Origin of the sequence: Streptomyces sp. NBC_01591 (genome assembly GCF_035918155.1) — a bacterium.
In the GTDB taxonomy this organism is placed as follows: Bacteria; Actinomycetota; Actinomycetes; order Streptomycetales; family Streptomycetaceae; genus Streptomyces.
In genome coordinates, this window is record NZ_CP109327.1 from 1,025,310 (window position 1) to 1,052,291 (window position 26,982).

20 protein-coding genes and 1 pseudogene are annotated in these 26,982 nt (G+C 70.4%); 4 read left to right on the plus strand and 17 right to left on the minus strand.

The features are described 5' to 3' along the window. The first annotated feature begins 66 nt into the window (after window positions 1–66). Window positions 67–1,800, plus strand: coding sequence for a protein kinase domain-containing protein (locus OG978_RS04980; protein WP_326764006.1), 1,734 nt, complete (start codon window positions 67–69; stop codon window positions 1,798–1,800). Window positions 1,801–1,812: 12 nt separating this feature from the next. On the opposite strand, the gene OG978_RS04985 is transcribed toward OG978_RS04980, so the two are convergent. The 7 genes from OG978_RS04985 to OG978_RS05015 all read right to left on the minus strand — a co-directional run bounded on the left by OG978_RS04985 (window position 1,813) and on the right by OG978_RS05015 (window position 10,758). Further along, on the minus strand, window positions 1,813–2,451 hold the full coding sequence (locus OG978_RS04985) for a hypothetical protein (RefSeq protein ID WP_326764007.1): 639 nt from the start codon (window positions 2,449–2,451) through the stop codon (window positions 1,813–1,815). Continuing rightward, window positions 2,448–3,158 carry a hypothetical protein gene (locus tag OG978_RS04990; protein WP_326764008.1) on the minus strand — a complete coding sequence of 237 codons (711 nt, stop codon included), beginning with the start codon at window positions 3,156–3,158 and terminating at the stop codon, window positions 2,448–2,450. Before OG978_RS04990 ends, OG978_RS04985 begins: the two co-directional genes overlap by 4 nt. A 115-nt stretch (window positions 3,159–3,273) precedes the next feature. Further along, entirely contained in the window at window positions 3,274–4,248 is a 975-nt protein-coding gene (locus tag OG978_RS04995) for an acetylxylan esterase (protein ID WP_326764009.1), read from the minus strand. A 115-nt stretch (window positions 4,249–4,363) separates the two neighbouring features. Then, window positions 4,364–7,156: a hypothetical protein gene (locus OG978_RS05000; protein ID WP_326764010.1), complete on the minus strand. Its 2,793-nt coding sequence runs from the start codon at window positions 7,154–7,156 to the stop codon at window positions 4,364–4,366. A 172-nt stretch (window positions 7,157–7,328) separates the two neighbouring features. Further along, complete coding sequence (locus OG978_RS05005; protein WP_326764011.1) at window positions 7,329–8,255, minus strand: carbohydrate ABC transporter permease; 927 nt, start codon at window positions 8,253–8,255, stop codon at window positions 7,329–7,331. After that, window positions 8,255–9,298, minus strand: coding sequence for a carbohydrate ABC transporter permease (locus OG978_RS05010; RefSeq protein WP_326764012.1), 1,044 nt, complete (start codon window positions 9,296–9,298; stop codon window positions 8,255–8,257). Before OG978_RS05010 ends, OG978_RS05005 begins: the two co-directional genes overlap by 1 nt. A 77-nt stretch (window positions 9,299–9,375) precedes the next feature. Beyond that, entirely contained in the window at window positions 9,376–10,758 is a 1,383-nt protein-coding gene (locus tag OG978_RS05015) for an extracellular solute-binding protein (RefSeq protein WP_326764013.1), read from the minus strand. 231 nt (window positions 10,759–10,989) lie between these two features. Between OG978_RS05015 and OG978_RS05020 the strand changes: the two genes are divergently transcribed. After that, entirely contained in the window at window positions 10,990–12,801 is a 1,812-nt protein-coding gene (locus tag OG978_RS05020) for a hypothetical protein (protein ID WP_326764014.1), read from the plus strand. A gap of 434 nt (window positions 12,802–13,235) precedes the next feature. After that, window positions 13,236–13,352 (plus strand): annotated as a pseudogene (locus OG978_RS05025) (SDR family oxidoreductase); the annotation flags it as partial. A gap of 193 nt (window positions 13,353–13,545) precedes the next feature. Here OG978_RS05025 and OG978_RS05030 read toward each other — a convergent pair. Together OG978_RS05030 and OG978_RS05035 are read right to left on the minus strand one after the other, a co-directional pair. Further along, window positions 13,546–14,727, minus strand: coding sequence for a glycoside hydrolase family 16 protein (locus OG978_RS05030; protein ID WP_326764015.1), 1,182 nt, complete (start codon window positions 14,725–14,727; stop codon window positions 13,546–13,548). Window positions 14,728–15,049: 322 nt separating this feature from the next. Next, window positions 15,050–15,853, minus strand: coding sequence for an IclR family transcriptional regulator (locus OG978_RS05035; protein WP_326764016.1), 804 nt, complete (start codon window positions 15,851–15,853; stop codon window positions 15,050–15,052). 173 nt (window positions 15,854–16,026) lie between these two features. Between OG978_RS05035 and OG978_RS05040 the strand changes: the two genes are divergently transcribed. After that, window positions 16,027–17,160 (plus strand): PP2C family protein-serine/threonine phosphatase, encoded by a 1,134-nt coding sequence (locus OG978_RS05040; RefSeq protein WP_326764017.1) that lies wholly within the window; start codon window positions 16,027–16,029, stop codon window positions 17,158–17,160. 42 nt (window positions 17,161–17,202) lie between these two features. On the opposite strand, the gene OG978_RS05045 is transcribed toward OG978_RS05040, so the two are convergent. The 8 genes from OG978_RS05045 to OG978_RS05080 all read right to left on the minus strand — a co-directional run bounded on the left by OG978_RS05045 (window position 17,203) and on the right by OG978_RS05080 (window position 26,974). Then, window positions 17,203–18,408, minus strand: coding sequence for an FUSC family protein (locus OG978_RS05045; RefSeq protein WP_326764018.1), 1,206 nt, complete (start codon window positions 18,406–18,408; stop codon window positions 17,203–17,205). Window positions 18,409–18,520: 112 nt separating this feature from the next. Continuing rightward, window positions 18,521–19,666 (minus strand): glycosyltransferase, encoded by a 1,146-nt coding sequence (locus OG978_RS05050; protein WP_326764019.1) that lies wholly within the window; start codon window positions 19,664–19,666, stop codon window positions 18,521–18,523. Window positions 19,667–19,814: 148 nt separating this feature from the next. After that, a complete protein-coding gene (locus tag OG978_RS05055; protein WP_326764020.1) occupies window positions 19,815–21,239 on the minus strand; it encodes an MFS transporter in 1,425 nt (474 codons plus the stop codon). A gap of 630 nt (window positions 21,240–21,869) precedes the next feature. Beyond that, on the minus strand, window positions 21,870–23,798 hold the full coding sequence (gene htpG / locus OG978_RS05060) for a molecular chaperone HtpG (protein ID WP_326764021.1): 1,929 nt from the start codon (window positions 23,796–23,798) through the stop codon (window positions 21,870–21,872). A gap of 223 nt (window positions 23,799–24,021) precedes the next feature. Beyond that, the gene (locus OG978_RS05065; RefSeq protein ID WP_326764022.1) at window positions 24,022–24,825 is read right to left on the minus strand and encodes an SDR family NAD(P)-dependent oxidoreductase; all 804 of its coding nucleotides are present in this window, start codon (window positions 24,823–24,825) and stop codon (window positions 24,022–24,024) included. Window positions 24,826–24,882: 57 nt separating this feature from the next. Further along, window positions 24,883–25,665, minus strand: a complete 783-nt coding sequence (locus OG978_RS05070) for an SDR family NAD(P)-dependent oxidoreductase (protein WP_326764023.1) — start codon at window positions 25,663–25,665, stop codon at window positions 24,883–24,885. Continuing rightward, on the minus strand, window positions 25,622–26,386 hold the full coding sequence (locus tag OG978_RS05075) for a GntR family transcriptional regulator (RefSeq protein WP_326764024.1): 765 nt from the start codon (window positions 26,384–26,386) through the stop codon (window positions 25,622–25,624). The genes OG978_RS05070 and OG978_RS05075 overlap by 44 nt, the downstream gene beginning before the upstream one ends. Window positions 26,387–26,419: 33 nt before the next feature. Then, on the minus strand, window positions 26,420–26,974 hold the full coding sequence (locus tag OG978_RS05080) for a VOC family protein (protein ID WP_326764025.1): 555 nt from the start codon (window positions 26,972–26,974) through the stop codon (window positions 26,420–26,422). Window positions 26,975–26,982: the final 8 nt, after the last annotated feature.

A 26,982-nucleotide genomic window follows, 5' to 3' on the forward strand; every position in this document is an offset into this window, starting at 1 on the left:
CCGACCGCCTCTGCGGCCCACGGGGTGGGTGCGCACCGCCGCGCACCCGCCCCGTACTCTTTTTCCATGAACGCTGGGGGGCCTGTGCGCCGTGTGATCGACGACCGTTTCGAGCTGGTGAACCGGCTCGGCAGTGGCGGAATGGGCATGGTCTGGCGGGCCCACGACCTGGCGCTGCACCGTGATGTGGCGCTCAAGGAAGTGCGGCCCCCGGACCCGGCGCTCACCGAGAACGATCCGGAGTCGGCCCGGCTGCTGCGTGAGCGGGTGCTGCGTGAGGCCCGTGCGCTGGCCCGGCTCGACCACCCGGGTGTGGTCACGGTCCATCACATCGTGGACGGCGGCGCCGGGACGTACCCGTGGATCGTGATGGAGCTGGTGCCCGGCGCCTCGCTCGCGGAGCGCCTGGCCGAGGGAACGCTCACCCCGGTCGAGGCCGCCGAGCTGGGCCGCGGGGTGCTGTCCGCGCTGCGGGCCGCCCATGCCGCCGGAATCCTGCACCGCGACGTCAAGCCCGCCAACGTACTGCTGCGGGCCGACGGGAGCCCGGTGCTCACCGACTTCGGCATCGCGGCGATCCGCGAGTCCACCAGTCTGACGGCGACCGGTTCCATCATCGGCTCCCCCGACTACATGGCGCCCGAGCGCATCCGCGGCGAGGAGGGAGAACCCACGTCGGACCTGTGGTCGCTCGGCATGATGATGTACGTCGCCGTGGAGGGCCGGCATCCGCTGCGCAAGGCCACCACATTGGCGACGCTGGCGGCCGTGCTGGACGAGGAGATCCCGCCGCCCCGGCAGGCCGGTCCGCTGACTCCGGTGCTGAACGCGCTGCTGACCCGGGACACGGCCACCAGGCCCGGTCCCGAGGAGCTCGACCGGATGCTGGCATCGGTGATCACGCCGGTGAGCGAGCCGGCCGCGGCGCCCGGACCGAGCCGTGCGGCGCGGCAGGATGCCGTACCGCCTCGTCAGGACCCGCCCACCCGGCAGGACGCGGTCCCGCCGGGCTACCGTGCGCCCGGTCCGACCACTGTCCTGCCCGCCGCCCCCGTCCAGCGTCCGGCCGGTGCGTCCGGGCCCGGCCGCCGGGCCGACGCCGCTCCCCCGCGCCCGGAGCCCGCGACGCTGGGGACCCAGGAGATCCGTCGCCGGGTCCGGCGGGGCCGTGTAGTCGCGGTCACCACCGCGCTCGCCGGGACCGCCCTGACCGGCGCCCTGGTGTGGTCGCTGGTGCCCGACTCGGACGCGAAGACTTCCGGCGGCACCCCGTCCGCCTCGGTCCGGGACTCCGGCGCTTCCTCGGCCGCCGAGGAGAAGGAAAGCCCGCAGCAGGCCGCGGCGCCGGCCAAGGATCTGCTGACGCCCTCCGCCGCGCGGTCCGTCATCGCGGCGCTCAAGCCGGTGATGGGCGGCACCAGGGTCACGTCGTTCACGCTGTTCGACGTACACGCGAGCGTCGAGGCCCCGGTCGCGAAGAACAAGGGCCTGTACGACGTCTACACGTACCGGGACGGCGAGGCCACCCGCGAACGCGCGGGCGGCACCCTCGCACCGGACGCCAAGTCCGTGGACCTGGAGAAGGTCAACTGGGACGCCCTCCCGGGGCTGATACGCCGGGCGGACAAGGAGCTCGGCGTCGCCGAGCCCACCACTCACTACGTGGACATCGATCCGGCTTCCCCGTTCGACAACTACCGGCCGACGCTCAGCGTCTACGTCTCGGACGAGTACGGCGGTGCCTATCTGCGGGCCGACATCAACGGCAAGGTGCTCAAGAAGTACCCGCGCAACGGCTGAGCCCGCGGCGGCTCAGCCCAACACCCGTACCAGCACCAGCAGCACGGCCGCGATCACGACGCCCGACACCAGTGCGCGGAAGCCGGCCGGCACACCGCCGCCGCGGCGCTTCACCTCGGCCGTCGGCGGGGTGAGGCTGTTCGCGCGGGCCAGCCACTCGCGCGGCGGGTTGTTGGGGATGACGACCCGCCAGGGCTGCTCGGGGTCGTACTCGACGACCGCCCTGGATCTGTGCAGCAACCCCTGCAGGTCGAGGGGGTGACGGACCTCGATCCGGTACGGGGGCAGATCGTCGGTCAGCACGGTCAGGTCGAAGGCGAACACGGATTTCACGGCCTGCCCGTCGGTGGCCGGCCGCCCGTTCTCCTTGTTCACGGCCTGCACCCCGTTGACCACGGCGGGCGCGAAGGCGCGCGGGCCGCCGGAGCGCAGCCCGGGGGCGACGCCCGACTTCATGTCCTCGGCCACCCTGCCGAACGCCGTCAGGGCCAGGGCCGTCACGGGGAGCCCGAGCATCAGCAGCCAGCGGGGGCCGTCCACGGCACCCTGGACCACCGCGGTGAGCGCGAGGCCGGTGCCGATCGCGGAGACCACGGTGAACAGCCTGAAGAAGCTGCGCAGGGAGGACGCGAGAGAGGTCGTCGCTTTCATGAGCGCCGCAGCACCTTCCGGCGGGGAATGACGACCCCGGTGAGGGCCGGGTCGTCGGGTCGGTCGGCGTCGTACAGGGCGAGGACGTCCCGCTTGAGAGCGACGCGTTCCACGACGGCCGGGACCTCGTGACTCACCCCGTCCTCGTCGTCGAACACCACAGTGACCTCACCGTACTTGCGGCCCACCGACCGCCAGCCCTCCAGCACCGCGTCCGCCGTGGTGTAGCGGCGGGACAGCCTGCGCAACCCCGCGGTGCGCCGCAGGCTCACTGCCGCGCCCCACCAGGCGGCGAGGCAGCCCACGCCCGCGACGGACCACAGGAAGGTGAGCCATTGGGAGACGGAGAAGTCGCCGAGCGGAAGAAGGATGTGGAAGCTGGTGACGGTGCTCCGCTCGACCAGGCCCTCCGCCAGCGCGTCGTACCAGCCGGCTGCGGCCGCGACCGCGGAGAGTGCAATCATCGCGCCCGGTGCCGCCCGGTGCAGGTACCGGGCGCAGAGCAGACCGAGGGCGACGGCGAAGACGATTCCGAGCATCGGGGACATGGACGCGAGCTGGTCACTGGCGCAGCCCCCGGCCGCGTCACAGGTCCATTTCACCCCCACCGCCTCGTGGCTGGAGATGTACCACATCATCCAGACCTGCCACGCCATCAGCGCGCAGGCGATGACGCGCATCGCCTGCGCATAGGCTTTCTGCCGCACTGTCCGCCCTCGTCCTCGCCATGTCACGGGGCATGGACGCGCCCCGGTGGACCATATACGTGCTGTCCACACCCTGTCCGTGATCCACACCACGCCGACCGGAGCCCGGCAGGGCTCAGACCGCCCTGTTCAGCGCCTTCGGTACCCAGCGGAGCTGGGCGGCCTCCTGGAACATGGCACCGCCCTCGTGTCCGTTGAACGGGTAGACCTCGATCTCCTTCTCACCCGGGTACGCGTTGTGGGCGGCGAAGACCGTGGACGGCGGGCAGACCTGGTCCATCAGCGCGACGGAGAAGAGCGCGGGGGCGCTGCCGCGGGCGGCGAAGGACACCCCGTCGAAGTACGACAGGGTGCGCAGGACGGTCTCCTCCTTGCCGCGGTGCATCTTGAGGTAGCGGGCTATCTCCGCGTACGGGTTGGAGTCGGTGAGCGTGACGGCCCGTCCGAAGTGGCAGAGGAACGGGACGTCGGCGGCGATGGCCGCCAGGTCGGGGACGAGTCCGCCGACCGCGAGGGTGATGCCGCCGCCCTGGCTGCCGCCGAGCGCGACGGTGCGGGCGGGGTCGGCGAGCGGATGGGACCGGGCCGCCTCGACGGCACGTACCGCATCGGCGTAGACCCGGCGGTAGTAGTAGCTCTCCGGGTCCTCGATGCCCCTGGTCATGAAGCCCGCGTGGGAGGGGCCCGAGCCGACCGGGTCGGGGGTGTCGCCGACGTTGCCGCCGCTGCCCTGGCCACGCACGTCCATGATGAAGTGGGCGAAGCCGGCCAGCGGCCACATGCCCCAGCAGTGCGGCAGGCTGCGGCCGCCGTTGTAGCCGTGGAACTGGACGACGAGCGGGAGCGGGCCCTCGGCGTTCGCGGGAGCGCTGAACCAGCCCTTGATCGGGTGGCCGCCGAAGCCGGCGAACGTGACGTCCCAGGTGCGCAGGCCGCTCAGTCCGGTCTCGACGGGTTCGAAGGAGACCGCAAGGTCGTGGGCGCGGGTCTCGGCGAGGGTCTTCGCCCAGAAGGCGTCGAAGTCGTCCGGTTCGTCGATCTGCGGCCGGTAGGCGCGGAGTTCGGGCAGCGGCATGTCGAACAGGGCCATGGAGCTGGTCTCCTCACGGTGGGACTCGGAAACAGTGTGCCGTGCGGCAATACGGCATGGAGCGGCGGGGCCGGGTGCTGTCAGGTGCACCCGGCCCCGCCCGTCATGGGGTGGATCAGTCGGTCAGCTGGACGGCCCTCAGGCCGGCGGCGCTCTTGGAGTTGTTGGCGATGGACCCGCCCCACTCCGTCCAGCCGCGCGCCCGGCCGTCGTTGTCGCTGTCGTTGACGACGAAGCCGAGTCCGATGGATTGGGTCGGCTTGCCGGCGAGGCCGAGCGACGCCCACGGCACCGTCACCGTGTAGCGGGTGGTGGTGCCGTCACGGGTGATCTGTGCGGTGGCACCCGGGGTCGGACCGGCGGACTGGCCGGAGGGTGCCCGCCAGGTGTGGACCTGCGGCTTGCCACCCACGAGCGAGGCGCCGAACTCGACGTACTGCTTGCTGCGGCCCGGCACCTGGGGGGTGACGGCGAACTGGATGCTGTCGCCCTGCCACATGTTCTCGGCGGTGGTGGCGGGCTGTGCCAGGGCGTTGTCCGTGATCGCGCCCTTGAGCACGAGTCCGGCGTCGGTGTACTGGGGCCGGATGGCGCCGGACAGGTCGGCCGCGCCGTTGTAGCCGCCCTTGTAGCTCACGGATCCGTCAGCGATGACGTCGATGGGTGTGGTGGTGTCGGTGCCGGCCGGCTGGACGGCGCCCCAGCCGTTCCAGGCACCCACGGCGGTCCTGGCGCCGTCGGGGGTGTTGATGTAGGCGGCCGTCCAGTAGCGCTTCCACTGCTTGATGTTGCGCGCGTCCACGGTGTACGAGGCGCTGGAGTCGGCGCCGACCTTGATCGGCCCGTCGACGGTGCCCCGGTCCAGGTAGGTGTCGCCCGAGTTCACCTGCCAGTCCAGCTTGGTGAGTTCGAGCGGGCTGTGGACGCGGTTGTTGGTGACGGTCACCTTGAGCGCGGCGGCGAACGGGGCCGCCTTCTTCACCACCGGGTCGAAGGTGACCTGGGTCGGCGGCACCACCTCGGTGTCGGAGGTGAGGCGGGCGAGGTTCACCGGCCCGAGTCCGACCGTGCCGCTGACCGTGCGCGGGCCGGTGAGGGCCGAGGTGGGCAGTTGCACGTTCTGACGGACGACCTTGCCGGGCTCGGCGGTCACCCGGTGCTTCTCCCCGGCGATCCGGAAGTCGTAGCGCAGCGGCAGCGTCCGGCCCTTGGTGCCGTCCACCTGGAGCACCGCGTCGACGGCCTCCTCAGTGTTGGAGTGCTGCGGCAGCCGGAGCGAGAACACGGGGCCGCTCACGGTCTTGACCGCGCTCACCGCGCCCTTGACGTACAGCACCTTGCCGTCGATGCCGACCTGTACCTTGCCGCCGACCGGGAGGTAGGTCTTGTCGTGGCCCATCTGGTCCGTGACGGTGACCGGGCCGGTGGCTGACAGTTCCGCCGTTCCCGGTGTCGCGGCCGTGGTGTACAGGGCCCGGACCGTGTCGGTTCCGGTGCCGAAGCGGTACGAGCGGACATCGGCGGAACCGGCGTCGTCACGGCCCGCATAGGCGCGGCCCGCGAGCTGCCGGATCAGCACGCCCTCGGTGACCACGGACGGCTTGGGCTGCCAGGCCTTGACCTCCGCGGTGGGGCGCTTGAAGGCGCCGAAGTTGTGTTCCTTGTTGGTGGCGTCGGTGCCGTCGTTGGTGAGGTCGTACCAGTAGTAGCGGTTGACGCCCGAGGCGAACGAGAAGATCTGGGCGCGCGGCACGTACGCGGCCTGCTGAGCGGGGGTGACGCCGTCGCTGTGGGTCGGGTAGCCGTTCTCGGTGATCCACAGCGGGAAGTTCTTGCCGCCTGCCGCGTCCAGATCGGCGCGTACCTGCGGCAGCTTCTCCAGCGCGGTCTCGGGCGGGCTCGGGTAGCCGTAGTGGTGAACGCTGAGCGCGTTCATGTACTTCAGGCCGCCGATCGCGTACAGCCGCTTCAGCCAGTCGGTCTGAAGACCGGCCAGGCCGCCGCCGACGACGGTGGCGTCCGGGACCTTGGCGTGCACCTTGCCGTAGCTCGCCTGGAGCAGCTTGAGGTAGCAGTCGGCGGTGATTCCGCAGGTGCCGTTGTTGAAGCCGGTCGAGTTGTACTCGTTGTAGATCTCGATTTCCTTCGAGGACTGCTGGTACTTCTCCACGGCGGCGGCCGTGAACTTCCCGTACGCCTCCAGCGCCTCGTCGGACGCGGGCGTCCGGTTGCCGTCGTAATTGGGGTTCCGGTAACCGGAGATGGGCAGGGCGGTCAGCCCCTGCGACTTGGCATACGGGATGTGCTGGTCGGTGGAGTAGTTGCTCCAGGAGTACGTGCCGGGAGTCTTCTCGATGGCGCCCCAGTTGATGTCGGAGCGGATCCCGTGCATGCCCATCAGCTTGACCGAACGCAGCAGTTTCTGGTCGTCGCCGTCGTTCCACCCGTAGTGGATGCCGGTGCCGAAGCGCTTGTCCTGCTGTTCCTTGCCGGTCAGCGCGGTCAGCACGCCGAAGTTGGCGGTACGGGTGGTGCCGCCGGCGGTCGCCGTGAGCGTGTAGTAGCCGCTGCCGAGCTTGGTGACATCGACGGTGGCCGTGCCGCCCGAGACCGGGGCGGTGCCCGACGCGACGGTCAGGCCCTGGTCGTCGATGGCCTTCCAGGCCACCGAGGCCTGGTCGGAGGTCAGGGTGATCTTCGCCTGGCCCTTGATGAAGATCAGGTCGGGCGAGGTGACAGTGAGGGTACCGGCCGCGTGGGCGGCCGGGGCCGTGCCGGGCAGCGGCGCCGCCACCAGCAGACAGCCGAGCAGGGCAGCGGCGCTGCCCCATGCGGCGGACCGTCTGGAGCGACCCCTTATTCTGGCCGGAGCCAGAGGACCTGGCCGGATCGTGCCGTTCTGTTCCATCGAGGCATCCTCTCGATCGGATCGGCGCGGTGCGTATCGGTGGTTCCCGGGTGGGGGTGTGCTCCGTCGGCTGTACCCCGGCGGAGCACACCGGCCCGTGTGCCGTCGGCGCGCACCGCTGCCGCCGTCGGCCGGCGCGGACGGGGGTCCGCGCCCTTGCCCCGGGTGATCCTCATCCCTTGAGGCCGGTGAAGCCTCCCCCGCCGCGTACGATCTGCCGCTGGAAGATCAGGAACAGCACGACCGGGGGCAGGATGGCGAGCAGCATCCCGGCGATGAGCAGCGACTGTTCCGCCGTTTCCGCGAGGCGCGGCAGTGCGGCGGAGATGGGCTGCTTCTCGGTGTCCGGGATGACGATCAGCGGCCAGAGGAAATCCTTCCAGGAGTTCATGACCGTCAGCAAGGTCACCACCGCGAGGATCGGCCGTGACATGGGCAGCACGATCCGGCGGAAGATGGTGAACGGCCCCGCCCCGTCGACCTTGGCGGCCTCGAAGAGTTCGCGCGGGATGCCGTCGAAGAACTTCATCACGATCAGCACGGTGAAGGCGCTGGCCGCGTGCGGCAGCCAGACCCCCCACGGGCTGTTGGCGAGGGAGATACCGAGGCCCGGCAGGTCGAGCACGGTGAGGTAGAGCGCCACCAGGGAGATGGAGCCGGGGATGAAGAGGGTGGCGAGCACCATCCAGCGCACGGGCGCCGCCCACTTGGGGCGCAGCACCGACAGGACGTAGCCGCCGGTGGTGGCGACGACGAGGTGGGCGATGACCGAGCCGGTGACCAGGACCACGGTGTTCCAGAGGTACTGGCCGACCTGGAGTTCGTTCCAGGCGCGGGAGAGGTTGTCCCATTGCGCGTGGTCGGGCCAGAGCGCCAGCGGGTCGCGCAGCAGCTCCTGGGTCGGTGAGACGGCGCCCTTGAACGTCCAGTAGAGGGGCGCCGCTCCGAAGGCGAGCAGCAGCAGGAGCGAGAGGGTCTGCACGGAGCGGAGCGAGATGCGTACGGACGTCCGCCGCCGGTCGGCGCCGGATATGAGTCCGCGGGCGCTCTCCTCGGGGCGGTTCCTGCGGCGGGCGCGAACGGGGGTCTGTACGGCCATCAGTTGCTCCAGCTCCTCGTCGCCCGCAGATAGATCGCCGAGAGCACGCCGAGCACGAGGGCCAGCATGACACTGAGTGCGGTCGCGGCTCCGAAGTCGCCGTTCTGGAAGGCGTAGTTGTAGATCAGCATCAGGACGGTGAGAGTGGAGTCCTCCGGGCCGCCATCCGTCATCACAAAGGGTTCGGTGAAGATCTGCAGGGTGCCGATGATCTGGAGCAGCAGCATGATCAGGATGACCCCGCGCAGCGACGGCAGGGTGATGTGCCAGACCCGGCGCCAGATGCCCGCGGCGTCGATCTCGGCGGCCTCGTACAGCTCGGTCGGCACGGAGCCGAGCGCCGCCAGGTAGATGATCACCGTGGAGCCGAAGCCGGCCCAGGTGGCTTCCAGCACGATCGACAGCATCGCGGTGTCGGTGGACTGCAGCCAGGGGTACGGGCCGAGGCCCACATGGGCCAGCAGCTGGTTGAACAGGCCGGCGTCCGGGTCGTAGAACACCTTCCAGAGCAGGACCGACACGACCGGCGGGATCGCCACCGGAAGGTAGGCGAGGATGCGGAACAGCGTGCCGCCGCGCCGCAGTTCGGCGATGAGAACCGCGAGGAAGAGCGGCACCGGGAAGCCGATCACCAGGGCGAGCGCGGCGAACAGCGCGGTGTTCTGGACGGCCTTCCACAGCAGCGGGTCGTCCAGCACGTGCCGGAAGTTGTCCAGGCCCACCCAGGTGGCGGGGTCGACCAGATTGGTCTGCTGGAAACTGAGCTGCACGCTCTGGACGATCGGCCACCATGAGAAGTAGGCGAAGCACAGCACCATCGGCAGGCCGAACAGGATGGTGGTGACACCTCCTTGCCTGACCCAGCGGACGAAGCGTTCCGCCGGGCCGCCGCGGTGCGGGGAGGCGGTGCGCGGCGGCCCGTCGGGGGTCCGCGGCCGGGCCGCGGACGGGTCGGCGGACGGGTCGGCGGAACGTTGTTTCTTCGTCCGGTCCTTCTGGGTGCGGTTCCCGGCGGGCGCCGCAGGCGCTTGCGACCTGCTCATTGACGTCTCCTCGCCTCTCCTCGTGCTGTGCTCACTGCCTGATGTGCCGGACACGCTCCGGCTGCCGGGAGGGTGTTCTAGTTCTGAGCCCGCTCCACCTGGGACTTGACCTGTGCCGCGGCCTTCTTCAACTGCTCCGCCGGGTCGGCGTCCTGGCGGGTCAGTACGGCCTGTACGGCGCTGTCGAGGGCCTTGTAGACGTTCTGCGCCTCGACGGGCGGCTCGATGCGCAGTTCGTAGTCGCCGAGCGTCTTGCTGTACGGGGCGAAGTTCTCGATCGGCACGTTGGCCTCCTTGTCGACCGCGGCCTGGACCGGGTCGGCGATGGCCGGCTTGTAGAACGGCACGGACGGCACGCCGATGGCGGCGCCGTCCTTCTTCTTGACCACCGCGTCCTTCGCGGCGAGCGCGACGTCGTACTTGGTGGAGAGGTAGTAGAAGTCGATGAACTTCGCCGCGGCCTCGCGCTGCTGCGCGGTGGCCCTGGGGCTGATCACCGCGATGGTGCCGCCGGCCAGGGTCTGCTTGCTGCTGCCGTCGACGGGCATGGCGCCGAGGCCGATGGTCTTCGGGTCGCCCTTGTACTGCTGGATGTAGTGGCCGACCATGCTCGGTCCGGCGATCGTCATCCCGATCTTCCCGGCGGAGAAGTCCTTCTCCATGTCGGTGATGTTGCGCAGCTGGTTCTTGCCCATCGAGTCGTCCGTCCAGCGCATGTCCTTCAGCGCCTTCAGCGACTTCTCCGCGCCACTGCCGGGACGGTCGAAGGTGTTGGCCCACTTGCCGCCGGACTGCTCCTGCATGCTGTCACCGAAGGAGTACGCCATCGCTGTGAGCATCCAGCCGCCGGTGTTCTCCTTGGTCATCTGCGCGTAACCGGTGGCGTCGGTATTCTCGGAGATCGCCTTGGCCGCCGAACGGACCTCGGACCAGCTGGTCGGCGGCTTGTCCGGGTCGAGTCCGGCCTTCTCGAACAGGTCCCGGTTGTAGACCAGACCGAGGGCGTACTCCTCGGTGGGAATGCCGTAGAGCTTGCCGTCCACACCCTTCGCGGGCCCGAGCGCGACGTCGTTGAAGTCCTCGCTGTGCTTCAGCGACTTGAAGTCCGAGGTCAGGTCGGCGATCTGCTTGCGCTTGATCAGGCCCGACATCTCGGTCAGCGGTACCCGTACGATCGTCTCCAGGCTGCCGCCGCCCACCTTGGTCTGGAAGCTCTGCTGGTCGTACTGGTACTCGTTCGTCTTGATCTTGATCTTGGGGTTTGCCTTCTGGAACTCCGCCACCCGCGCGTCGAACGTCTTGAGCGCGGCCGCGTTGGTGGCGGGCGGGCGCCCGGAGACGGTGATCGTCACCGTGCCGTCGGCGGCCGCGTCGCTGCCGGAACCGGAACACGAGGCAAGCACGCAGACGAGCGCACCCGCGGTGACGCCCGTCAGGGCGATGCGCAGGGAGGGTCTCATCGGGGACTCCATTCAAGGGCAGACCGGAAACCGGCTGGAAAGCGTTTTCCAGCCGGGGTCACCTTGCACCGCCCGATATCGCCGCGTCAATGGGTTAGGGCCGGAGTTCTGTCCCGGAGCCAACCGCATGCCCCTTGCCGGAGCGTTGATGTCGGCTTAGCCTCTGGAAAACGTTTCCCAAGCGTTTCCCGAAGATCGTCGGTCCGACGATCGCGAGCTGGAGGACATCCCGTGCACCCTGCCTGGTCGGCCGCCGAGTACGACCGCGCCCTGCTGCGAGCCGCCCTTGCCGAGGGCGACCGCTGCTGGGACGCCGAGGCGAACCTGCTGCAGGTCGAAGCCCCGTACAACCCCATCCACACCAACATCAAGGGCGGCCCCGCTCACCCCACCCGCAACTCCCTGCAGTACGCCCTCCTCCTGCTGGAACGGGGCGGCGAGGGCGACGCCGAACGCGCCCACGCCGTGATCCTGCGGATCGCCGGGCTCCAGGACCGGTCGCCGGAGAACGCCACCTACGGAATCTGGGGCTACTACGCCGAGGAACCGGCGGCGGAGATGGACCCGGCCGACTGGAACTGGGCGGACTTCCTCGGCATCGCCCTGCTGCTGGTGCACGCCCGCCACGGCGACGGCCTGCCGGCCGAGGTGCGGCACGAACTGCGGGAGTCGCTACGGCACGCGGCCGCGTCGATCGTCCGCAGGAATGTGCACATGACGTACACGAACGTCGCCGTCATGGGGACGTTCGTGACGCTCGCCGCCGGGAAACTCCTCGACGACGAGGAGCTGTTCGCGTACGGCAAGGACCGCATGGTGCGGCTCTCGCAGGCCATCGACGGCACCGGGAGCTTCACCGAGTTCAACAGCCCGTCCTACTGGGGCGTCGTGCTCCAGACCCTGACCCTGATCAGGGAGCATGTCGACGACGAGGAGGTGCTGCAGCTCAACGACCGGCTGCACGACCGCCTCTGGCTGCACTTCCTGGCCCGCTGGCACCCGCCGACCCGCCAGCTCTCCGGCCCGATGGCCCGCTGCTACAGCAACGACCTGGGCGTGCCGCCGTTCCTGGTGAAGGCGGTGCGCGGGGTGCTCGGCGCGCCGGAGCCCCGCCCCGTCCGCGGCGAGATGTCGACCGGGATGGACTCCTGTGTGGACTACCGGATGCCCGACTGGGTCCGGCCCCGGCTGCTGGAGCTGGAGGGCGAGCACGAGCACCGGGAGCTGTTCACCGAGAGCCCGGCGCCGGAGACCGGCACCACCTGGCTGGACGCGGTCACCACCTTGGGCAGCGTGAATCACCAGGACACCTGGCTGCAGCGACGGCCGCTGTTCGGCCACTGGGTGCGCCCGGACGGGACTTCCGGGCATCTGCACGTCCATCTGATGAAGGACGACGGGGCGGAGGACTTCGACTTCGCCTCGGGTGTGCTCTCCACCGTGCAGAGCGGTCCGCATGTGGCCTGGCTGACGGGGTTCGCCTGCCCGGCGGGCGACCGGCACCACCACCTCGACATGATCGAGCCGGGCGACCGGTTCCGGGCACGGTCGCTGCGCCTGGTGGTGGACGCGATCGGCGCGCCGCCCGTGGCGGGGACGACCGCGATCGACGGCAGTGTCGAACTCGACCTCGGAACGGCCCGGCTGGACTTCAGGCTGGCCGGGGGCGACTTCGGTGGCCGTACGCCGACGGCCCGGCTGGTCCCGCGCGCCGACGGGGTACGGATCGAAGTGGTGCTCTTCGAGAGCGCGACCCCGGCCGAGCTGGACTGGGCGGCGCTCGGCGACACCTTCGCGGCGGGGACCCTGTCCCTCGTGCCGTCCGGCGCGGAGCGGGGTGCGGAGCCCACGCCGGATCCCGAGGTGGATGTGGCCGGTGACCGCGCCGAGGTGCGGTGGACGACCCCGCAGGGGCGCCGGCTCACGGTGAGCGGCGGCCGGTCGGTCGTCTCCCGCGAGGGGCACGCCGCACTGCACTCCGCGACGCTGGACGGCGCCGCGCCGCCGTCGCCCCGCCTTTCGGATTCCCTGCTGGTTCCGTAGGCGTACGGGGCCTTCGCTCCGCTCCGATCGCAGCCGGCCGCACGAGCAATACGCGGCCGGCTGCGTCCGTGTGGGCACACACATCACCGTCCCGCCTCACTCTTCCCAGAGAATTTGAGAGCTGGATTCACCCCTTGCATGAAATTTGCATCATGTGGGCACCGGCAGCACTCAAGGGGACCCGCCCGCAGCCGTGCACGACGGTGGCCGGACGCGGGTCCGGTCGACCTCCGGATGGTGAGCAGCGTGCGCATTGCCGATGTACGGGTCCATGCACTGAAACTCCCGCACGAAGCGGCCTATCTGGGCGGGCTCGACGACGGCAGCACCCTCACCGAGGACCGCGGCTATGTGGTGCGCGATCCGTGGCGCAGCCTCTACTCGGCCCGGTTCGAGACAGTGCTCGTCAAGGCCACCGCGGAGGACGGCACATACGGCTGGGCCGCACCGGAACACCCCAGGAGGTCGCCGCGGCGGTGCGTTTCCTCGCGTCTCCGGCGGCCTCGTTCATCACGGGCGCCGTTCTGCCCGTGGACGGCGGGCTGGGCATCGCCTCCCCGCCGCCTGACTGCGGCCCGATCTGCGGGCGCGCTTCCTCGACTCGTAGAGCCGCTTCGGCACACGCAGGGCTCCGAGCTGCGGCTCGACCGGGAGTCCCGTCACGGATCGTGGCAGTGCGCGCCTACGCCTGAACCGGTCGGCCGCCAGGTCGCGGTGCGCGTGTTCAGCCGGCCGGGCCGGTGGTCACCGGCGCACGAACTTCACTGCGTCGGCGTGCACGCACCCGGTGCCGCTGGCGGTGAGGGACACGGCGGCGCCGGTGCCCTCGGCGTACGACCGGGTGCCGAGGGAGGCCCAGCCGGAGCTGCCGGTGCGTTCGTCGAGGGTGCTCCTCGTCACCGTGCCGTTGTTGTCGAGTGCGACCCCGGCCGCGGGGTCACCGCCGGGCGTGGCCGTCTTCCGGACGAAGACCTCGTACGTTCCGGCGGAGCGGAGACGGGGCCGCCAGGTCGCGGTGGCACCGGCGTCGCAGGCGTAGGTCATCGGCGAGTCCTTCGTCCATCCGGAGAGCGAACTGGCCGACCAGGTACCGGAGGTGGAGTAGCCGTAGGCGGCGGGGCCGTCGTTGTCGACGTAGTAGTCGCGCTGCCAGTAGCGGACGTAGTCGAACTGCATCGCGGACGGCAGCCTGGTCGCGTCCGGCACGGTCCCGTAGGCGATGGAGGTGAGCCAGATGGCGGTGTAGTCGTGCGTCCACTGATCGGGGGTGTAGGCAGCGGTGTACTTCAGGGTGCCGTCGAGGTAGAACTTCACACCACTCTCGGACCAGTCGATCCCGTAGGTGTGCCACTGGCGCAGGTCGAGGCCGCTGTCATAGGTGCCGGAGCCGTAGTGCACCGGGCCGGTGGCACCCGATCCCTTCCAGCTGTGCACATTGTGGGCGAGCTTCGTGGGGTTGACCGAGTCGATCTCGAATCCGTCGACCTCGGTGCGCTGGTCGGCGGGGAACGTGGTGCTGCCGTCGCCGCCCATCAGCCAGAACGAGGAGTGCCAGCCGCTGCCGTCGTTGATCCTGGCGCGGGTCTCGTAGTAGCCGTAGCGCAGCCGCTGCTTGCTGACCACTCCGCCGCCGGTGAACTCCTTGCCGGCGTAGGCCTCCTTCTTGAGGTTGATGCTGAGGCTGCCGCCCGACTCGGTGACGTTCTCCTTGCGCTGGGCGCTGTAGGCCTTCACGTCGGTACGGAAGTTCCACTTGGCGGTGTCGACGGTGGTGTCGTCGAACTCGTCGCCGAAGGCGAGCGTCCAGCCGCTGCCGGGTGGGGACGCCTCGGCCGCCGTGGCCTGCGGGGTGATTCCACCGGCCAGGGCCAGCAGCCCGGCGGCCACGACGGCGAGCGTGCGCGGGGTGCGGTTTCCGTTCTTCATGCCGTACTCCTTCGTCATCCGATGAACCGATCGGCGCGCGTTGCACTCAAGTTGTGCAACTCAGATGCGTAATGCAGGAAGACTGTCCATATGATGAGCGCGCGTCAAGCCTTCGCGCAGCCCGTTCTGCAGATTCGTGCCACTCAAGGGGTGACGCCGTCGCAATCCCAGATCGAGGAGGCGGTCGCCAAGCGGGTGCAGGCGGTGCTGTCGGCCCGGCCGAGGCCAAGGACGCCGTGCGGGAGGCCGGTCAGGCGGTCACGGACCTGGTCAAGCGCTGATCATGCGCTGATCCGGCGCGCGGTTCGTACGCGCCGGTGGATCAGTGGAGCGGAGCGCCGGCGTGGGCGAGGTAGCCGAGTCCGGTGGACACCTGGTCCGCGTACTCGATGACCTTGCTCGCCAGCGTCTCCTGACGCGCCCCCAGATCCATCGCGGACAGCGGTCCGGAGACGGAGATCGACGCGACGATCTGCCCCGACCGGTCCCGGACGGGTGCGGCGAGACAGGCCCGGCCGAAGGCCAGCTCCTCCACCTCGGTGGCGTAACCGCGCGACCGCACCTCGTCGAGCGAGTCGAGCAGGGCATCGACGGTGGTCAGGGTCTGCGGGGTGTACGCGGGGTACCGCGCACCCATCAGCGCGCGCACCTCGTCGGCGGCCAGGCCGGAGAGCAGGGCCTTGCCCATGGCGGTCGAGTGGAGCGGTGCCGTGCGGCCGGTGAGGGTGAAGGACCGTGGGGCCAGGGGGCCTTCGAAGTGGCAGAGGTAGAACATCACGTCCCCGTGGCGCTCGGCGACATTGGCGCCGAGACCCACGTCATGGGCGAGATTCTGTGCGCTCTGCCGTGCCGCGCGGTGGACGGGCGACTGGTTGAGCGCGATGCCCGCCATGGTGACGACGCGCGGGCCGAGACGGTGCAGTCCGCTGCGTTCGTCACGTACGAGATAGCCGAGCTGTTCGAGCGCTCCGGTCAGCCGTGAGACGGTGGACTGACCGAGTCCCGTCAGTTCGACGAGTTCGGAGATACGGCGCTCCGGCTGCTCGTCGGTGAAGTGCGCGAGCAGGGACAGGGCCCTCTCGACGCTCTGTGTACCGGCTCCCGCGACCCGAGACGTTCCATCCATATGGTGGATGCTACATCGACGGCGAACCGCAGTGGTGCGCTCCGGCGGACAGCCGGCCGAACGCCTCGCACGCTTCGGCGCGGTACCCGGCGCGCTGTCGCGGGAGCGCCCGGCCGGACCGGCGACCGGCCGCACGAGGAGCGGGGACGGAGCGGGTGAGGTATCCCGGAAGCATGGCTTCCCGGCGGTTCCTGCAGTCGATCCGTGAGTCGCGAACGCGCGGGGACGCGCTCCTGGCGATGCCGTTCGCGCTGATCGTCGTCGTCACGGTGGTCGACATCTTCGCGCCGCCCGATGTCCATCTCGGTCCGTTCCTGGTGGCGGCGCCCGCGGTGGCCGCCTCGTTCACCGGACCGCGCATGACCGCCCTCGTCGGCGCGGTCGCCGTGCTGGCGCAGGCCCTGGTAGCCGTGGAGCGCACCAGCCTCAACGACCTCAACCACACCTACCAGATCATCGCCCTCGTTCTCATCTCCGTCCTCGTCACCTTCTTCGCCCGTCTGAGGGTCCGCAACGAGCAGGCCGTGGCCCAGCTGCGTTCGGTGGCCGAGGCGGCGCAGCGTGTGGTGCTGCGGCCGCTGCCCGGACGGAGCGGACCGCTGCGCATCGCCTCGGTCTATCTGGCCGCGGAGGCGGAGGCCCAGATCGGTGGCGACCTCTACGCCGCCGCCCGCACCGCGGAAGGCACCCGGCTGATCATCGGCGATGTGCGCGGCAAGGGGCTCGCCGCGATCGGTGAGGCGGCCAGCGTCCTGGGTGCCTTCCACGCTCTGTCCCGCCAGCGATGGCGGCTGCCCGAGCTGGTGGCTCATCTGGAGACGAGCATCGCACCGGACCCGGACGACACCGCACGCGACGGCGAGGACGGGGAGGGCGGTCCGGACCTCACGGAGTCCTTCGTCACCGCGGCCGTTCTCGACATCCCCGACGACGCTGCCGAGATCCGCCTCGTCAGCTGCGGCCATCCGCCGCCGCTCCTCCTGCGTGCGGGTGAGGTGATCCCGCTCGGCGTACGGGTACCGGCCCCGCCACTCGGTCTGGCGCGCCTGGTGGTCACCGAACACACGGCGGAGACGTTCCGCTTCGAGGCCGGTGACACCCTGCTCCTGTACACCGACGGCGTCATCGAGTCCCGGGACCGGTCGGGGCACTTCTATCCGCTGCGGGAGCGGGCCGCCTCGCGGTGCGGCGCGGGCCCCGACGCCCTGCTGGAGTCCCTGTGCGCCGATCTGCTGCGCCACGCGGGCGGCCACCTGGGGGACGACGCCGCGCTGGTCGCCATCGAGCGCCTGCCGGCCCCCGGATGACGCCGCGGGCCCGCGCCCTCGGCTCCGCCGCACGCCCTGCCTTCAGCTCTGCCCGGTGCCCAGCCGGCGTGACACGGCGCGCAGCCAGGGGTGACGTTCGTGGAGTTGCGCGGACCGCCGGTCGAGCTCCTTGCCCAGGCGTTCGGTGCGCTTGTCGATGTCGAGCTCGTCCAGGATCCGGTCGACCTCGGCGAGCAGCGCGCCGTGCAACTGCCACTGCCTGGGATGTTCCTGGACGTCTTCGAGAAGCAGGTCGGCCACCCGGTCCCTGGTCGCGCGGCTGACGGCGAGTGTGTGGGCCAGTCGGGCCTCCGCCTCCTCGGCGTTCTCTGCGAGCGGAGTGGTGATCAGCTCCGAGAAGCTCTCGACGGCACCGGCCATCTGCCCGAACAGCTCCGTCAGGGACTCGGCCACATCGGCGGGGAACAGCGTCTCGTCGGTACGGGCCTTGGCCAGGTCGGTCAGGGTGCGCGACAGTACCCGCAGCACCACGGCGCAGATCTCCAGGGTGTCCAGACCGGTGCGCAGCACGACCCGGTAGAGCAGCCCCTGCCGGACCCGCGGATTGAGTGTGAGGCTGTCCTCCGCCTGCCGCAGCGAGGCGTCGACCTCCACGATGTCGTGATCGAGGCGGCGGGCCGCGTGGAGCCGGTCGGCCGCCCGCTCGACGGAGACATGACCGCTCACGTCCTCGCCCATCGCACGGAACATCTGTCCCATCTCGCGGGCCAGGCCGTCGATGGAGGCGCCCGCGGGCTGCACCCACACGGGAGGCGCCAGGAGCAGGTTGAACAGCAGCCCCACGCCCGCGCCGATCAGGGTCTCCAGCACCCGGTCCCAGGCGGTCGACGCGACCTGCGAGACGCCCAGCACGAGCATCGCGCTGATCGCCACCTCGGGTACGAACTCGCCGACGCGCACCAGCCGCCCGATGATCAGCGAGGCGAAGATCGTCAGCCCGAGGCTCCACCAGTTGAGCCCCACCAACGCGGTGAACGCACTGGCGATGAGCACCCCGACCACGACCGAGTTCACCCGGCGGATCCCCGTGGTGAGGGTCGCGTAGAGGGTGACCTGCACGACGAGGAGTGCGGTGAGCGGGGCCGTGAGCGGTGCGGGATGCGGCAGGGCCCACACCGCCACGGCATAGGCGATGACGGCAGCGGCCGTGGAACGCAGGGTCTGCGCTCCGACGGGCTCGGTCGTTCGCCGGACGAGCTCGATCACGGGTGCGGATACGCGTGCCATTTCCTTCCCATGCCCGCCCGTGCGCCGCGCCAGCGCCCCGGCACGGCGACACCCACCGTACGGAGGTGCGGGCGGGCGGCCCCGTCATGGTCCGGGAGCATGGTTCCCGGGATCACAGTTCGAGGGTGTCGAGCAGCTCCCCGGCCGTGGGGGTGGCCCGCATCTCCTCGGCCAGGCACTCGGCCCGCGCACGGTACGAGGGTTCCCCGAGGATCATTTCGGCGGCCGCACGGATGCTCCGTACGTCGTCGGGGCCCAGCACCGGCGGCTCGTCCGCCGGGCTGCCGGTCGGGGTGACGGCCGTCCCCGCCCCCGCCCCGGCCACCAGTCGGGCGTTCACCGGCTGGTCGGCGAAGAGGGGGACGCAGATCACCGGGACGCCGGCCGCCAGGGCGCCGAAGACCGTGCCCGAACCGCCGTGGCAGACCACGAGGGAGGCACGGCGCAGGACGTCCTCCTGCGGCACCCACGGCTCCGCATGGACATGGGGCGGCAGCGGTCCGAGGTCCGTCGCGTCGATGAGGTGGCCCGTCGTGAGCAGTACCCGCACCGGCAGTACGCTCACCGCCTCGACAACCGCCCGGTACAGGCCCGCCGCCGTCGGCAGGGCGCCCGCCTCGGTGCCGAGCGTGACGTGGACCAGCGGTTCCTCCGCTCCGCCCCACCAGTCCGGCAGCGCACCCGGCCGAAGCGCTCCGTGGTAGCGGTGGGTCACGGCGTACGGCGAGGGGTCCAGGGAAGCCGGCAGGCGGGTCAGATACGGGGAAGCGAGGAGCCGCTCCGCGATGCCGGGTCCGTACGCGTCGAGCGCGAGGCCCATGAGCGGGTCGGTGGACCGGGTGAACCGCGCGGCCGAGACCGCGACCCTGGCATGCGGGATTCCATGGCGCTCGGCGGCCACCACCGACGCGAACTCGAATGCCTCGTGCAGGACGAGGTCGGGCCGCCAGTCGCGGCACGCCTCCTCCAGCGCGGGAAGCATCGCGGCGGTACCGAGCCGGCCGAACACCTCCCTGACCATCAGGGAGACGCCGTCGTCCGGGGGCAGTGCCAGCACGCGCGCCATGACCTGCGCGAGTTCCTCCTGGGACGGCTCCCCGCCGATGCGGTACGGCTGTTTCCGGGTCGCCAGTAACGGTTCGAGCGCCGGCGGGGCGACGACGAGGACGTCGTCGCCCCGTGCCGTGCACGCGTCGATGAGGGGGATGAGTGGGTGGAAGTGGCCCGATCCGCGGGTCGAGGCGAAAAGTACACGCATGGGGTCGAGCCTAGGGATGTCCGTCCTCTGACCACAGGACCGCTTTCCGCCTGATTTCGGCCGGATTACCAGCCGTGGTGCCGGCGGTGGGCGCGACCGGCTTCTCCATCACCGGCCCGGCTCGCGCGCCCCGGCACCGACGCTCGTCTCACGCGCCGCGGGCCCGGGTGGCGAGCACGGCGGCCAGGATGCCCGGCACGAGCAGCAGTCCGAAGGCGGCGGCGTAGCCGACGTGGTCGTTCGAGCCGGCGCCCAGGAAGGCGTTGAAGACGGCGGAGGCGACGCCCAGCACCAGGATCTGGCCCAGATTCTGGTTGGTCTGCATCGCGCTGCTGGCATAGCCCTGCCGGCCGGTCGGGGCATGGGCGAGCGACAGCACGGTGAGGGACGGGGCGAGCAGGCCCATGCCGACCGCGGCGACGACCATCGACGACGCGGCCGTGACCGCCGGCATCCCGGGCAGCGACCCGACGAGGGCGATCACCACCGCCGCCGCCTGCACAAGCGCACCGACCACGACCAGGCGGTGGCGCGGGGTCCGTTCCGGCAGGCGGCCCTGCACCCAGGAAGAGGCTGCCCAGGCCACGGCGGCGCCCGTGAAGGCCAGACCCGTCACGACGGGGGCCACGTCCCGGCCGGTGACGAGCATCAGCGGCACCAATGCCTCCAGCGTGAAGAACACTCCTGAACTCAGCCCGCGCAGCAGCACCGTGGCCGGCAGGCCGCGCGCGGCACGCCAGGTGCCGGCCGGCAACAGCCGTGAGGCGAACAGCACCATCAGGGCGAGTCCCCCCGCCGCGAACAGCAGATGGCGGGTGTCCCAGCCCGATGCGCCGTACTGGCCCAGCGCCGCACCCACGCTCACCGCCACCGCGACCATCAGGGCGGGGCGCGGTGTCCTGTCCTCCGACGGCGCGGACGCGGCCGGCCAGGAACGGCGGCGCAGCACGGCCACAACCGCCAGCGCCGGAAGCGCCGTCAGCGCTGCCAGATCGTAGAACACCGCACGCCAGGACCACCACTCGGCCACCAGCCCCGCCAGCGGAGGGCCGACCAGTGACGGAATGATCCAACAGGCGCTCATCAGTGCCAGGGCGCGCGGTTGCAGACGGTCGGGGTACGCCTGGCCGATCGCGGCGTTGATCGACACCGCGACCATCCCGCCCGCCACCCCGTCCACGAAGCGACCGGCGGCCAGTTGCCAGATCGAGGTACTGGCGGCCGAGACGAGCAGGGTGACCACCGCCAGCACCATGCCCGCCGCCAGCGGACGGTGTGCCCCCGCGCGGTCCGCCCAGTGGCCGCCCAGCACCCCGCCCAGCAGACTCGCGGCCACGAAGCAGCCCGCCACCAGCGGGAAGAGCGACACCCCGTCCAGATCCCGTGCGGCCGTCGGGAGTGTGGGTACCACGGCCAGTGCGGCCAGCCCGGTCAGGAACATCACTGCGGCGAAGCTGGCGGTGGCTGCCGCGTACGTTCTGGAGAACAGTCCCTCGGCGGCTTCGGACCGTACCGGCGGAAGGTCCGCCGTCGTCCGCTCGCCGCATACCGTCGTGGCCGGTTCCGTGGACATCGCAGGTGCGTCACGCGATGAGTGCTTCGGGGCATCAGTCACGGGCGCACAAGCTATGCCGACCGCACGACCGCGTGCCACTCGTTTTCCGCGTACGGAGTCGGCCGCGATGCCCGCACCCGAAGCACCCGACCCACACTTCACGAGGCGCGGCGCAACGCTGCGCGAAGGGTTCCCCGCTGTGCCGGGAAGCGGACCGGAGCGCCGGGGAAGGGTCCGACCCACAGGGAGTCGGGGCGCAGCCGGGCCACTGCCCGTACCTCGATCCTCGCGCCGGACCGCACGGTTCGCATCCTGATCAGCCCACCGCCGTCGGTGTGCCCGTCAGCTTTCGACGGGCTCGACCGGTGCCTTCCCGATCTGCTGACTCGGGCCGGCCCGCGTACGCCACCGGGCTCGTGGACGTGATCACCGGACTCTGGATCGCCCCCGTGACGCCCGACCGGTAACGGACGTGGCGCCGGGCCTTCGCGGGGATGCGGCCGGTGGGCCACGCCTCGGCTGCGCGAGGCGTGGCCCACCACGAGGAGTGCGCCGCTGCCGGGTCACCGGCCCCCGAGGAAGGTGCGGAGGCCGGTCACCGCCCCGGGGCCGAGGAGGCGTTGCCCCGAGGCGCGGGAGCGGTTGCGATCACAGGGTGCGTTCGAGGCGGTCGGCCATCAGCCTGACGAAGCGCGAGGGATCGCCCAGTTCGCCGCCCTCGGCCAACAGCGCCAGATCGTGGAGGAGTTCGGCCGTCTCCTGGAGACCGGTGCCGTCGTCGCCGCCGCGTTCGGCGTGTGCCCGGTTGAGACCGCTGACCAGCGGGTGCCCCGGGTTGAGCTCGAGGATGCGCTTGACCTGGGGAACGGTCTGGCCCATGGCGCGGTACATGTTCTCCAGGGCCGGCGTCACGTCGTGCATGTCCGAGACGATGCACGCCGGCGAGACGGTGAGGCGCGAGGAGAGCCGTACCTCCTTGACGGTCTCGCTCAGCCGGTCCGTCATCCAGCCGAGCAGATCCGCGTACTCCTGCTGCCGGCCCTCGCGCTCGGTCGCGGCCTCCTTCTTCTCCTCCTCGGTGCCGAGGTCGACCTCGCCCTTGGCGACGGACCGCAGCTGCTTGCCGTCGAAGGCGGGCTCCGCCTCGACCCACACCTCGTCGACGGGATCGGTCAGCAGCAGCACCTCGACCCCCTTGGCGCGGAACGCCTCCATGTGCGGGGAGTTCTCGATGGCCTGGCGGGACTCGCCCGTCAGGTAGAAGATGTGCTCCTGGCCTTCCTTCATCCGCTCCACGTACTGCCGCAGAGTGGTCGGCTCGTCCTTGTCGTGGGTGGTGGCGAAGGACGAGACGCCGAGGATGGCCTCGCGGTTCTCGAAGTCGCTCAGCAGCCCTTCCTTGAGGACGCGGCCGAACTCCCGCCAGAACGTGGCGTACCGCTCCGGTTCGGCGGACATCATGTCCTTGACCGTCGACAGCACCTTCTTCGCCAGGCGCCGGTGCATCAGCTGGATCTGGCGGTCCTGCTGGAGAATCTCGCGCGACACGTTGAGCGACAGGTCCTGTGCGTCGACGACACCCTTGACGAAGCGCAGGTACGGCGGCATCAGCGCTTCGCAGTCGTCCATGATGAAGACGCGCTTCACATAGAGCTGGATGCCGCGCTGGTACCCCTGCATGAACAGGTCCTGGGGCGCGTGCGACGGGATGAAGAGCAGTGCCTGGTACTCGAAGGTGCCTTCCGCCTGCAGGCGGATGGTCTCGAGAGGGGCACTCCAGTCGTGGCTGATGTGCTTGTACAGCTCGTGGTACTCGTCGTCGGTGACCTCGTCGCGCGAGCGCGCCCACAGGGCCTTCATCGAGTTGAGCGTCTCGGGCTCGCGCGGGGCGTCGTCGGCCCCCTCCCCGGCGTCATCGGCCGCGGCCTCCGCGGCCATCCTGACCGGCCAGGTGATGAAGTCCGAGTACCGCTTGACGATCTCCTTGATCTTCCACGGGGAGATGTAGTCGTGGAGCTGGTCGTCGGTGTCCTCCGGCTTGAGCCGGAGCGTGACGGCGGTTCCCTGGGGAGCGCCGTCGACGGTCTCGATCGTGTACGTGCCCTCGCCGGTCGACGTCCACCGGGTGCCCTGGCTCTCGCCCGCGCGCCGGGTCAGCAGCGTGACCTCGTCGGCCACCATGAAGCTGGAGTAGAACCCGACACCGAACTGACCGATCAGTCCTTCGGCCGCGGCGGTCTCCTCGGCCTCCTTGAGTTCCCGCAGGAACTTCGCGGTGCCCGAGTTCGCAATGGTGCCGATGAGCTGGACCACTTCGTCGTGAGACATCCCGATGCCGTTGTCCCGCACGGTCAGCGTGCGGTCCTGCCGGTCGGTCTCGATGGCGATGTGGAGGTCGGACACGTCCGCGTCCAGCGAGTCGTCGCGCAGTGCTTCGAGTCGCAGCTTGTCGAGCGCGTCGGAGGCGTTGGAGACGAGTTCACGCAAGAACACGTCCTTGTTCGAGTAGATCGAGTGGATCATCATCTGCAGAAGCTGGCGCGCTTCCACCTGAAACTCGAACGTCTCAGTGGGCATAATCCGTGATTCCTTCTCAGGTCCGCGGGCTGGAATCTGGCCTGAGCACTTTAGATCAGCTGGTCATCGTGCCGGGACCGGGTGGTTGAGAATGGGCGGATAAGGCGAAGCGAAGTTGCCGGACCGACGGACGGGGCACGTGACGGAGGCGACGGCGCGATGAGTTCACTGCCCGGGGCCACACGGTCGAGGCGGGTGTACGGGGCGGTCGGCCCGTACACCGTCAGCCCGGCGCCACCGCGTACCCGTCGGCCGTCCAGCCGCCGTCGCTGACCATCACCTGGCCCGTGATGTTCGCGGACACCCCGGAGGACAGGAAGAGGGCGAGATGCGCGATGTCCTGCGGGCTGCCGAGGCGGCCGCGCGGGGTGCGGCGGCGCAGCGCCTGGGTGTCCAGCCGTCCGGCGTCGGAGAGCCGGGTCAGCAGGTCGGTCTCGACGTAGCCGGGCGCGAGCGCGTTGACCCGGATGCCGAACGGGGCCCACTCGACGGCCAGGACCTTGGTGAGGGCGGCGACGGCGGCCTTGGTCGCGCAGTACGCCGCGCGCTCGGGCCCGGCCGTCACGCCGTACATCGACGAGGTGGTGAGGATGACGCCTCCGTCGCCCTCGCGCATGACGTGGGCGGCGGCGCGCGCGCAGACGAAGACTCCGGTGAGGTTGACGTCCAACGCGGTGTTCCAGCGGTCCAGTTCGAGATCGAGGGAGGGCGCGTTGGCGGATACACCGGCGTTGGCGACCATGACGGACAGCTCTCCCGTCCGGGCGGTGAACGCGGTGAGCGCCGCCGTCACGGCGTCCTGGTCGCTCACCGGGGCGGTGGCCGCCGCGATCACCTGCTCGGGGTGGCGCGCCGCCAGTGCGGGCCGCACCCGGTCCAGTTCGTCGCTGTCGATGTCGAGCAGCAGCACATGGCAGCCGGCGCGCGCGAAGGCGTCGGCCATCGCCAGGCCCAGGCCGCGCGCGGCGCCGGTGACGCATACGGACCTGCCGCTCAGGTCGGGGTAGATCGCCGCTTCGGTCGTCATGTTCCGTTCCGTTCCCACTCGCTCCGCCCTGCTCTCCGCCGGTGTTCCCGGCCGCGCTCACACCATGTGCATGCCGCCGTTCACATGGATGACCTCGCCCTGTACGAAGCTCGCCGCGGGCGAGCACAGGAAGGTGACGACGGAGGCCACTTCCTCCGGCCTGCCCAGCCGGCCGAGGGGGGTGGCGGCGAGCGCGTTGTCGCCGCGGGTGGCGACGTAGTCGCGGGTCATGGAGGTCTCGATGATTCCGGGCGAGACCATGTTGATCCGTGCCCTGGAGCCGAGTTCCCAGGCGAGGCTGCGGGAGAAGGCGAGCAGTGCGCCCTTGGTCGCCGCGTAGTGCGCGTGCCGGACGCTGCCGCGGTGACCGGCCATGGAGGTCAGATTGACGATGCTGCCGCCCTCGTTGAGGTGGGGCAGCACGGCGCGGGTGAGGTAGAAGACGCCGTTGAGGTTGACCGAGATGACGGTGTTCCACTGCTCGTCGGTCATGTCGGCGACGGCCTGTTCGGGATAGATCCCGGCAGCGGGTACGAGGAAGTCGACCGAGCCGAATGCCTCGACCGCGGCGGCGACGAAGGCGTTGTTGCTCTCCGGCGAGGCCGCATCCAGGGTGCGGGTGATCACGGTGGCACCCGTGGGGTCGAGTGTCGCGGCGAACGCCTCCAGTGCCCCGGCGTTCAGGTCGCCGAGCACCAGGTTGGCACCGGCGGCGTGGAACTGGCGGGCCACCTCGCGGGCGATGCCGCCGCCCGCGCCGGACAGGAGGAGGGTCCGGCCCTCGAAGGGGCGGGCGTCAGTCCGCGGAGCCTGCTGCGTCTGCTGTGTGGTCGCTGTCATGGTCGTCCTCTGTGAACAGTTCGGGATGTTGGGCCAGTTCCAGCCGCGTACGGCGGATGTGGCCGGTGAGAAAGCGTTCGGCGTCGACGGTGTCGGCCCGCTTGATCGCCTCGATGATCAGGCGGTGTTCGGCGTGGATCAGTTCCCAGCCGCTGTCGCCGGCGAGCCGGGCGAAGGCGCGGCGGTAGTGCTGTGTGGTGTTCCAGAACCGGTCGACCATGTCGGTGATCTGGGCGACCCGGCATCCGGCGTAGGTGAGCAGGTGCAGCCGGCGGTCGAGGGCCAGGAAGCGGTCCACGTCGGTGGTGAGCTCGATCTGCCGCGCGATCGTCTCCAGTTCGGCGACCTGATCGGCGGACAGATGAGGGATGCTCTCGCTGAGGGCGAGCGGTTCCAGGCGTTCGCGGATCTTGTAGACGCCCTCGCACTCCGCCATGTCCATCCTGGAGACCCAGGCACCGCTGTTGGACTTCACGACGGTCAGGCCCTCGGCCGCCAGTATCCGCAGTGCCTCGCGTACGGGCAGCCGGCTGGCGCCGAGCTGCGCGGCGACCTGCTCCTGCATGATCCGGGCGCCGGGGCGCAGTTCACCGTTCAGGATGGCGGCACGCAGATGGTCCGCGACGCGCTGGCTGGCGACGGCGGCGCTGGATCCGGACGTACCTGATCCCGACGTGCTGGATCCGGTCGGGCCGGATCCGGTGGTCGGCTTGGGTGACATGGTTCTCCCTGGTGCGGTGTCGCGGCAGCGTGTTCAGACGGAAGGCTGCCACAGCAGTACGGGTGAGTCGGCTTCGTACCGCTTTCCGCCCGGGTAGGAGACCAGCTCCAGCTGCATCCCCCAGGGAGTGAGGAAGTAGACCCAGCGCTGCCCCTCGCTCGGGCCCGAGCTGGCCGTGGGTTCGCCCAGGATCCGTACGCCGTACCGCCGCAGGTACGCCACGGCGGCGTCGAGGTCGGTGACGTAGAAGGCGAGATGGTGGCCGCCTACGTCACTGTTGCGCGGCGGTCGCGTCTCCTGGCCGGGGGCCTCGTACTCGAAGATCTCGAAGTTCGGACCGCCGGCGCAGCGGAAGAAGCGCAGCTCGCGCATCACGGCGCGCGAATGGACGCCGAGGTGGTCGCTCATCCAGGTGTCGTCGGAGCGGAACGGCCCGAGCGAGTAGACGTGCTCGCAGCCGATCACCTCGACGAAGAACCGGGTCGCCTCTTCGAGGTCGGGAACGGTGAAGCCGATGTGCTCGACGCCGGCCAGTCCGGGAAGTCCCTGCCTCCGGTCACTCGTGGAATGGATCCATCTATCCGCCATGCCTCTCA

Excerpts from the sequence above, each read along its gene's own strand:
- OG978_RS04980 (WP_326764006.1), top strand. The coding sequence starts at position 67 with ATGAACGCTGGGGGGCCTGTGCGCCGTGTGATCGACGACCGTTTCGAG.
- OG978_RS04985 (WP_326764007.1), bottom strand. The coding sequence starts at position 2,451 with ATGAAAGCGACGACCTCTCTCGCGTCCTCCCTGCGCAGCTTCTTCAGG.
- OG978_RS04995 (WP_326764009.1), bottom strand. The coding sequence starts at position 4,248 with ATGGCCCTGTTCGACATGCCGCTGCCCGAACTCCGCGCCTACCGGCCG.
- OG978_RS05000 (WP_326764010.1), bottom strand. The coding sequence starts at position 7,156 with ATGGAACAGAACGGCACGATCCGGCCAGGTCCTCTGGCTCCGGCCAGA.
- OG978_RS05005 (WP_326764011.1), bottom strand. The coding sequence starts at position 8,255 with ATGGCCGTACAGACCCCCGTTCGCGCCCGCCGCAGGAACCGCCCCGAG.
- OG978_RS05010 (WP_326764012.1), bottom strand. The coding sequence starts at position 9,298 with ATGAGCAGGTCGCAAGCGCCTGCGGCGCCCGCCGGGAACCGCACCCAG.
- OG978_RS05015 (WP_326764013.1), bottom strand. The coding sequence starts at position 10,758 with ATGAGACCCTCCCTGCGCATCGCCCTGACGGGCGTCACCGCGGGTGCG.
- OG978_RS05030 (WP_326764015.1), bottom strand. The coding sequence starts at position 14,727 with ATGAAGAACGGAAACCGCACCCCGCGCACGCTCGCCGTCGTGGCCGCC.
- OG978_RS05035 (WP_326764016.1), bottom strand. The coding sequence starts at position 15,853 with ATGGATGGAACGTCTCGGGTCGCGGGAGCCGGTACACAGAGCGTCGAG.
- OG978_RS05040 (WP_326764017.1), top strand. The coding sequence starts at position 16,027 with ATGGCTTCCCGGCGGTTCCTGCAGTCGATCCGTGAGTCGCGAACGCGC.
- OG978_RS05045 (WP_326764018.1), bottom strand. The coding sequence starts at position 18,408 with ATGGCACGCGTATCCGCACCCGTGATCGAGCTCGTCCGGCGAACGACC.
- OG978_RS05050 (WP_326764019.1), bottom strand. The coding sequence starts at position 19,666 with ATGCGTGTACTTTTCGCCTCGACCCGCGGATCGGGCCACTTCCACCCA.
- OG978_RS05055 (WP_326764020.1), bottom strand. The coding sequence starts at position 21,239 with ATGTCCACGGAACCGGCCACGACGGTATGCGGCGAGCGGACGACGGCG.
- htpG (WP_326764021.1), bottom strand. The coding sequence starts at position 23,798 with ATGCCCACTGAGACGTTCGAGTTTCAGGTGGAAGCGCGCCAGCTTCTG.
- OG978_RS05065 (WP_326764022.1), bottom strand. The coding sequence starts at position 24,825 with ATGACGACCGAAGCGGCGATCTACCCCGACCTGAGCGGCAGGTCCGTA.
- OG978_RS05070 (WP_326764023.1), bottom strand. The coding sequence starts at position 25,665 with ATGACAGCGACCACACAGCAGACGCAGCAGGCTCCGCGGACTGACGCC.
- OG978_RS05075 (WP_326764024.1), bottom strand. The coding sequence starts at position 26,386 with ATGTCACCCAAGCCGACCACCGGATCCGGCCCGACCGGATCCAGCACG.
- OG978_RS05080 (WP_326764025.1), bottom strand. The coding sequence starts at position 26,974 with ATGGCGGATAGATGGATCCATTCCACGAGTGACCGGAGGCAGGGACTT.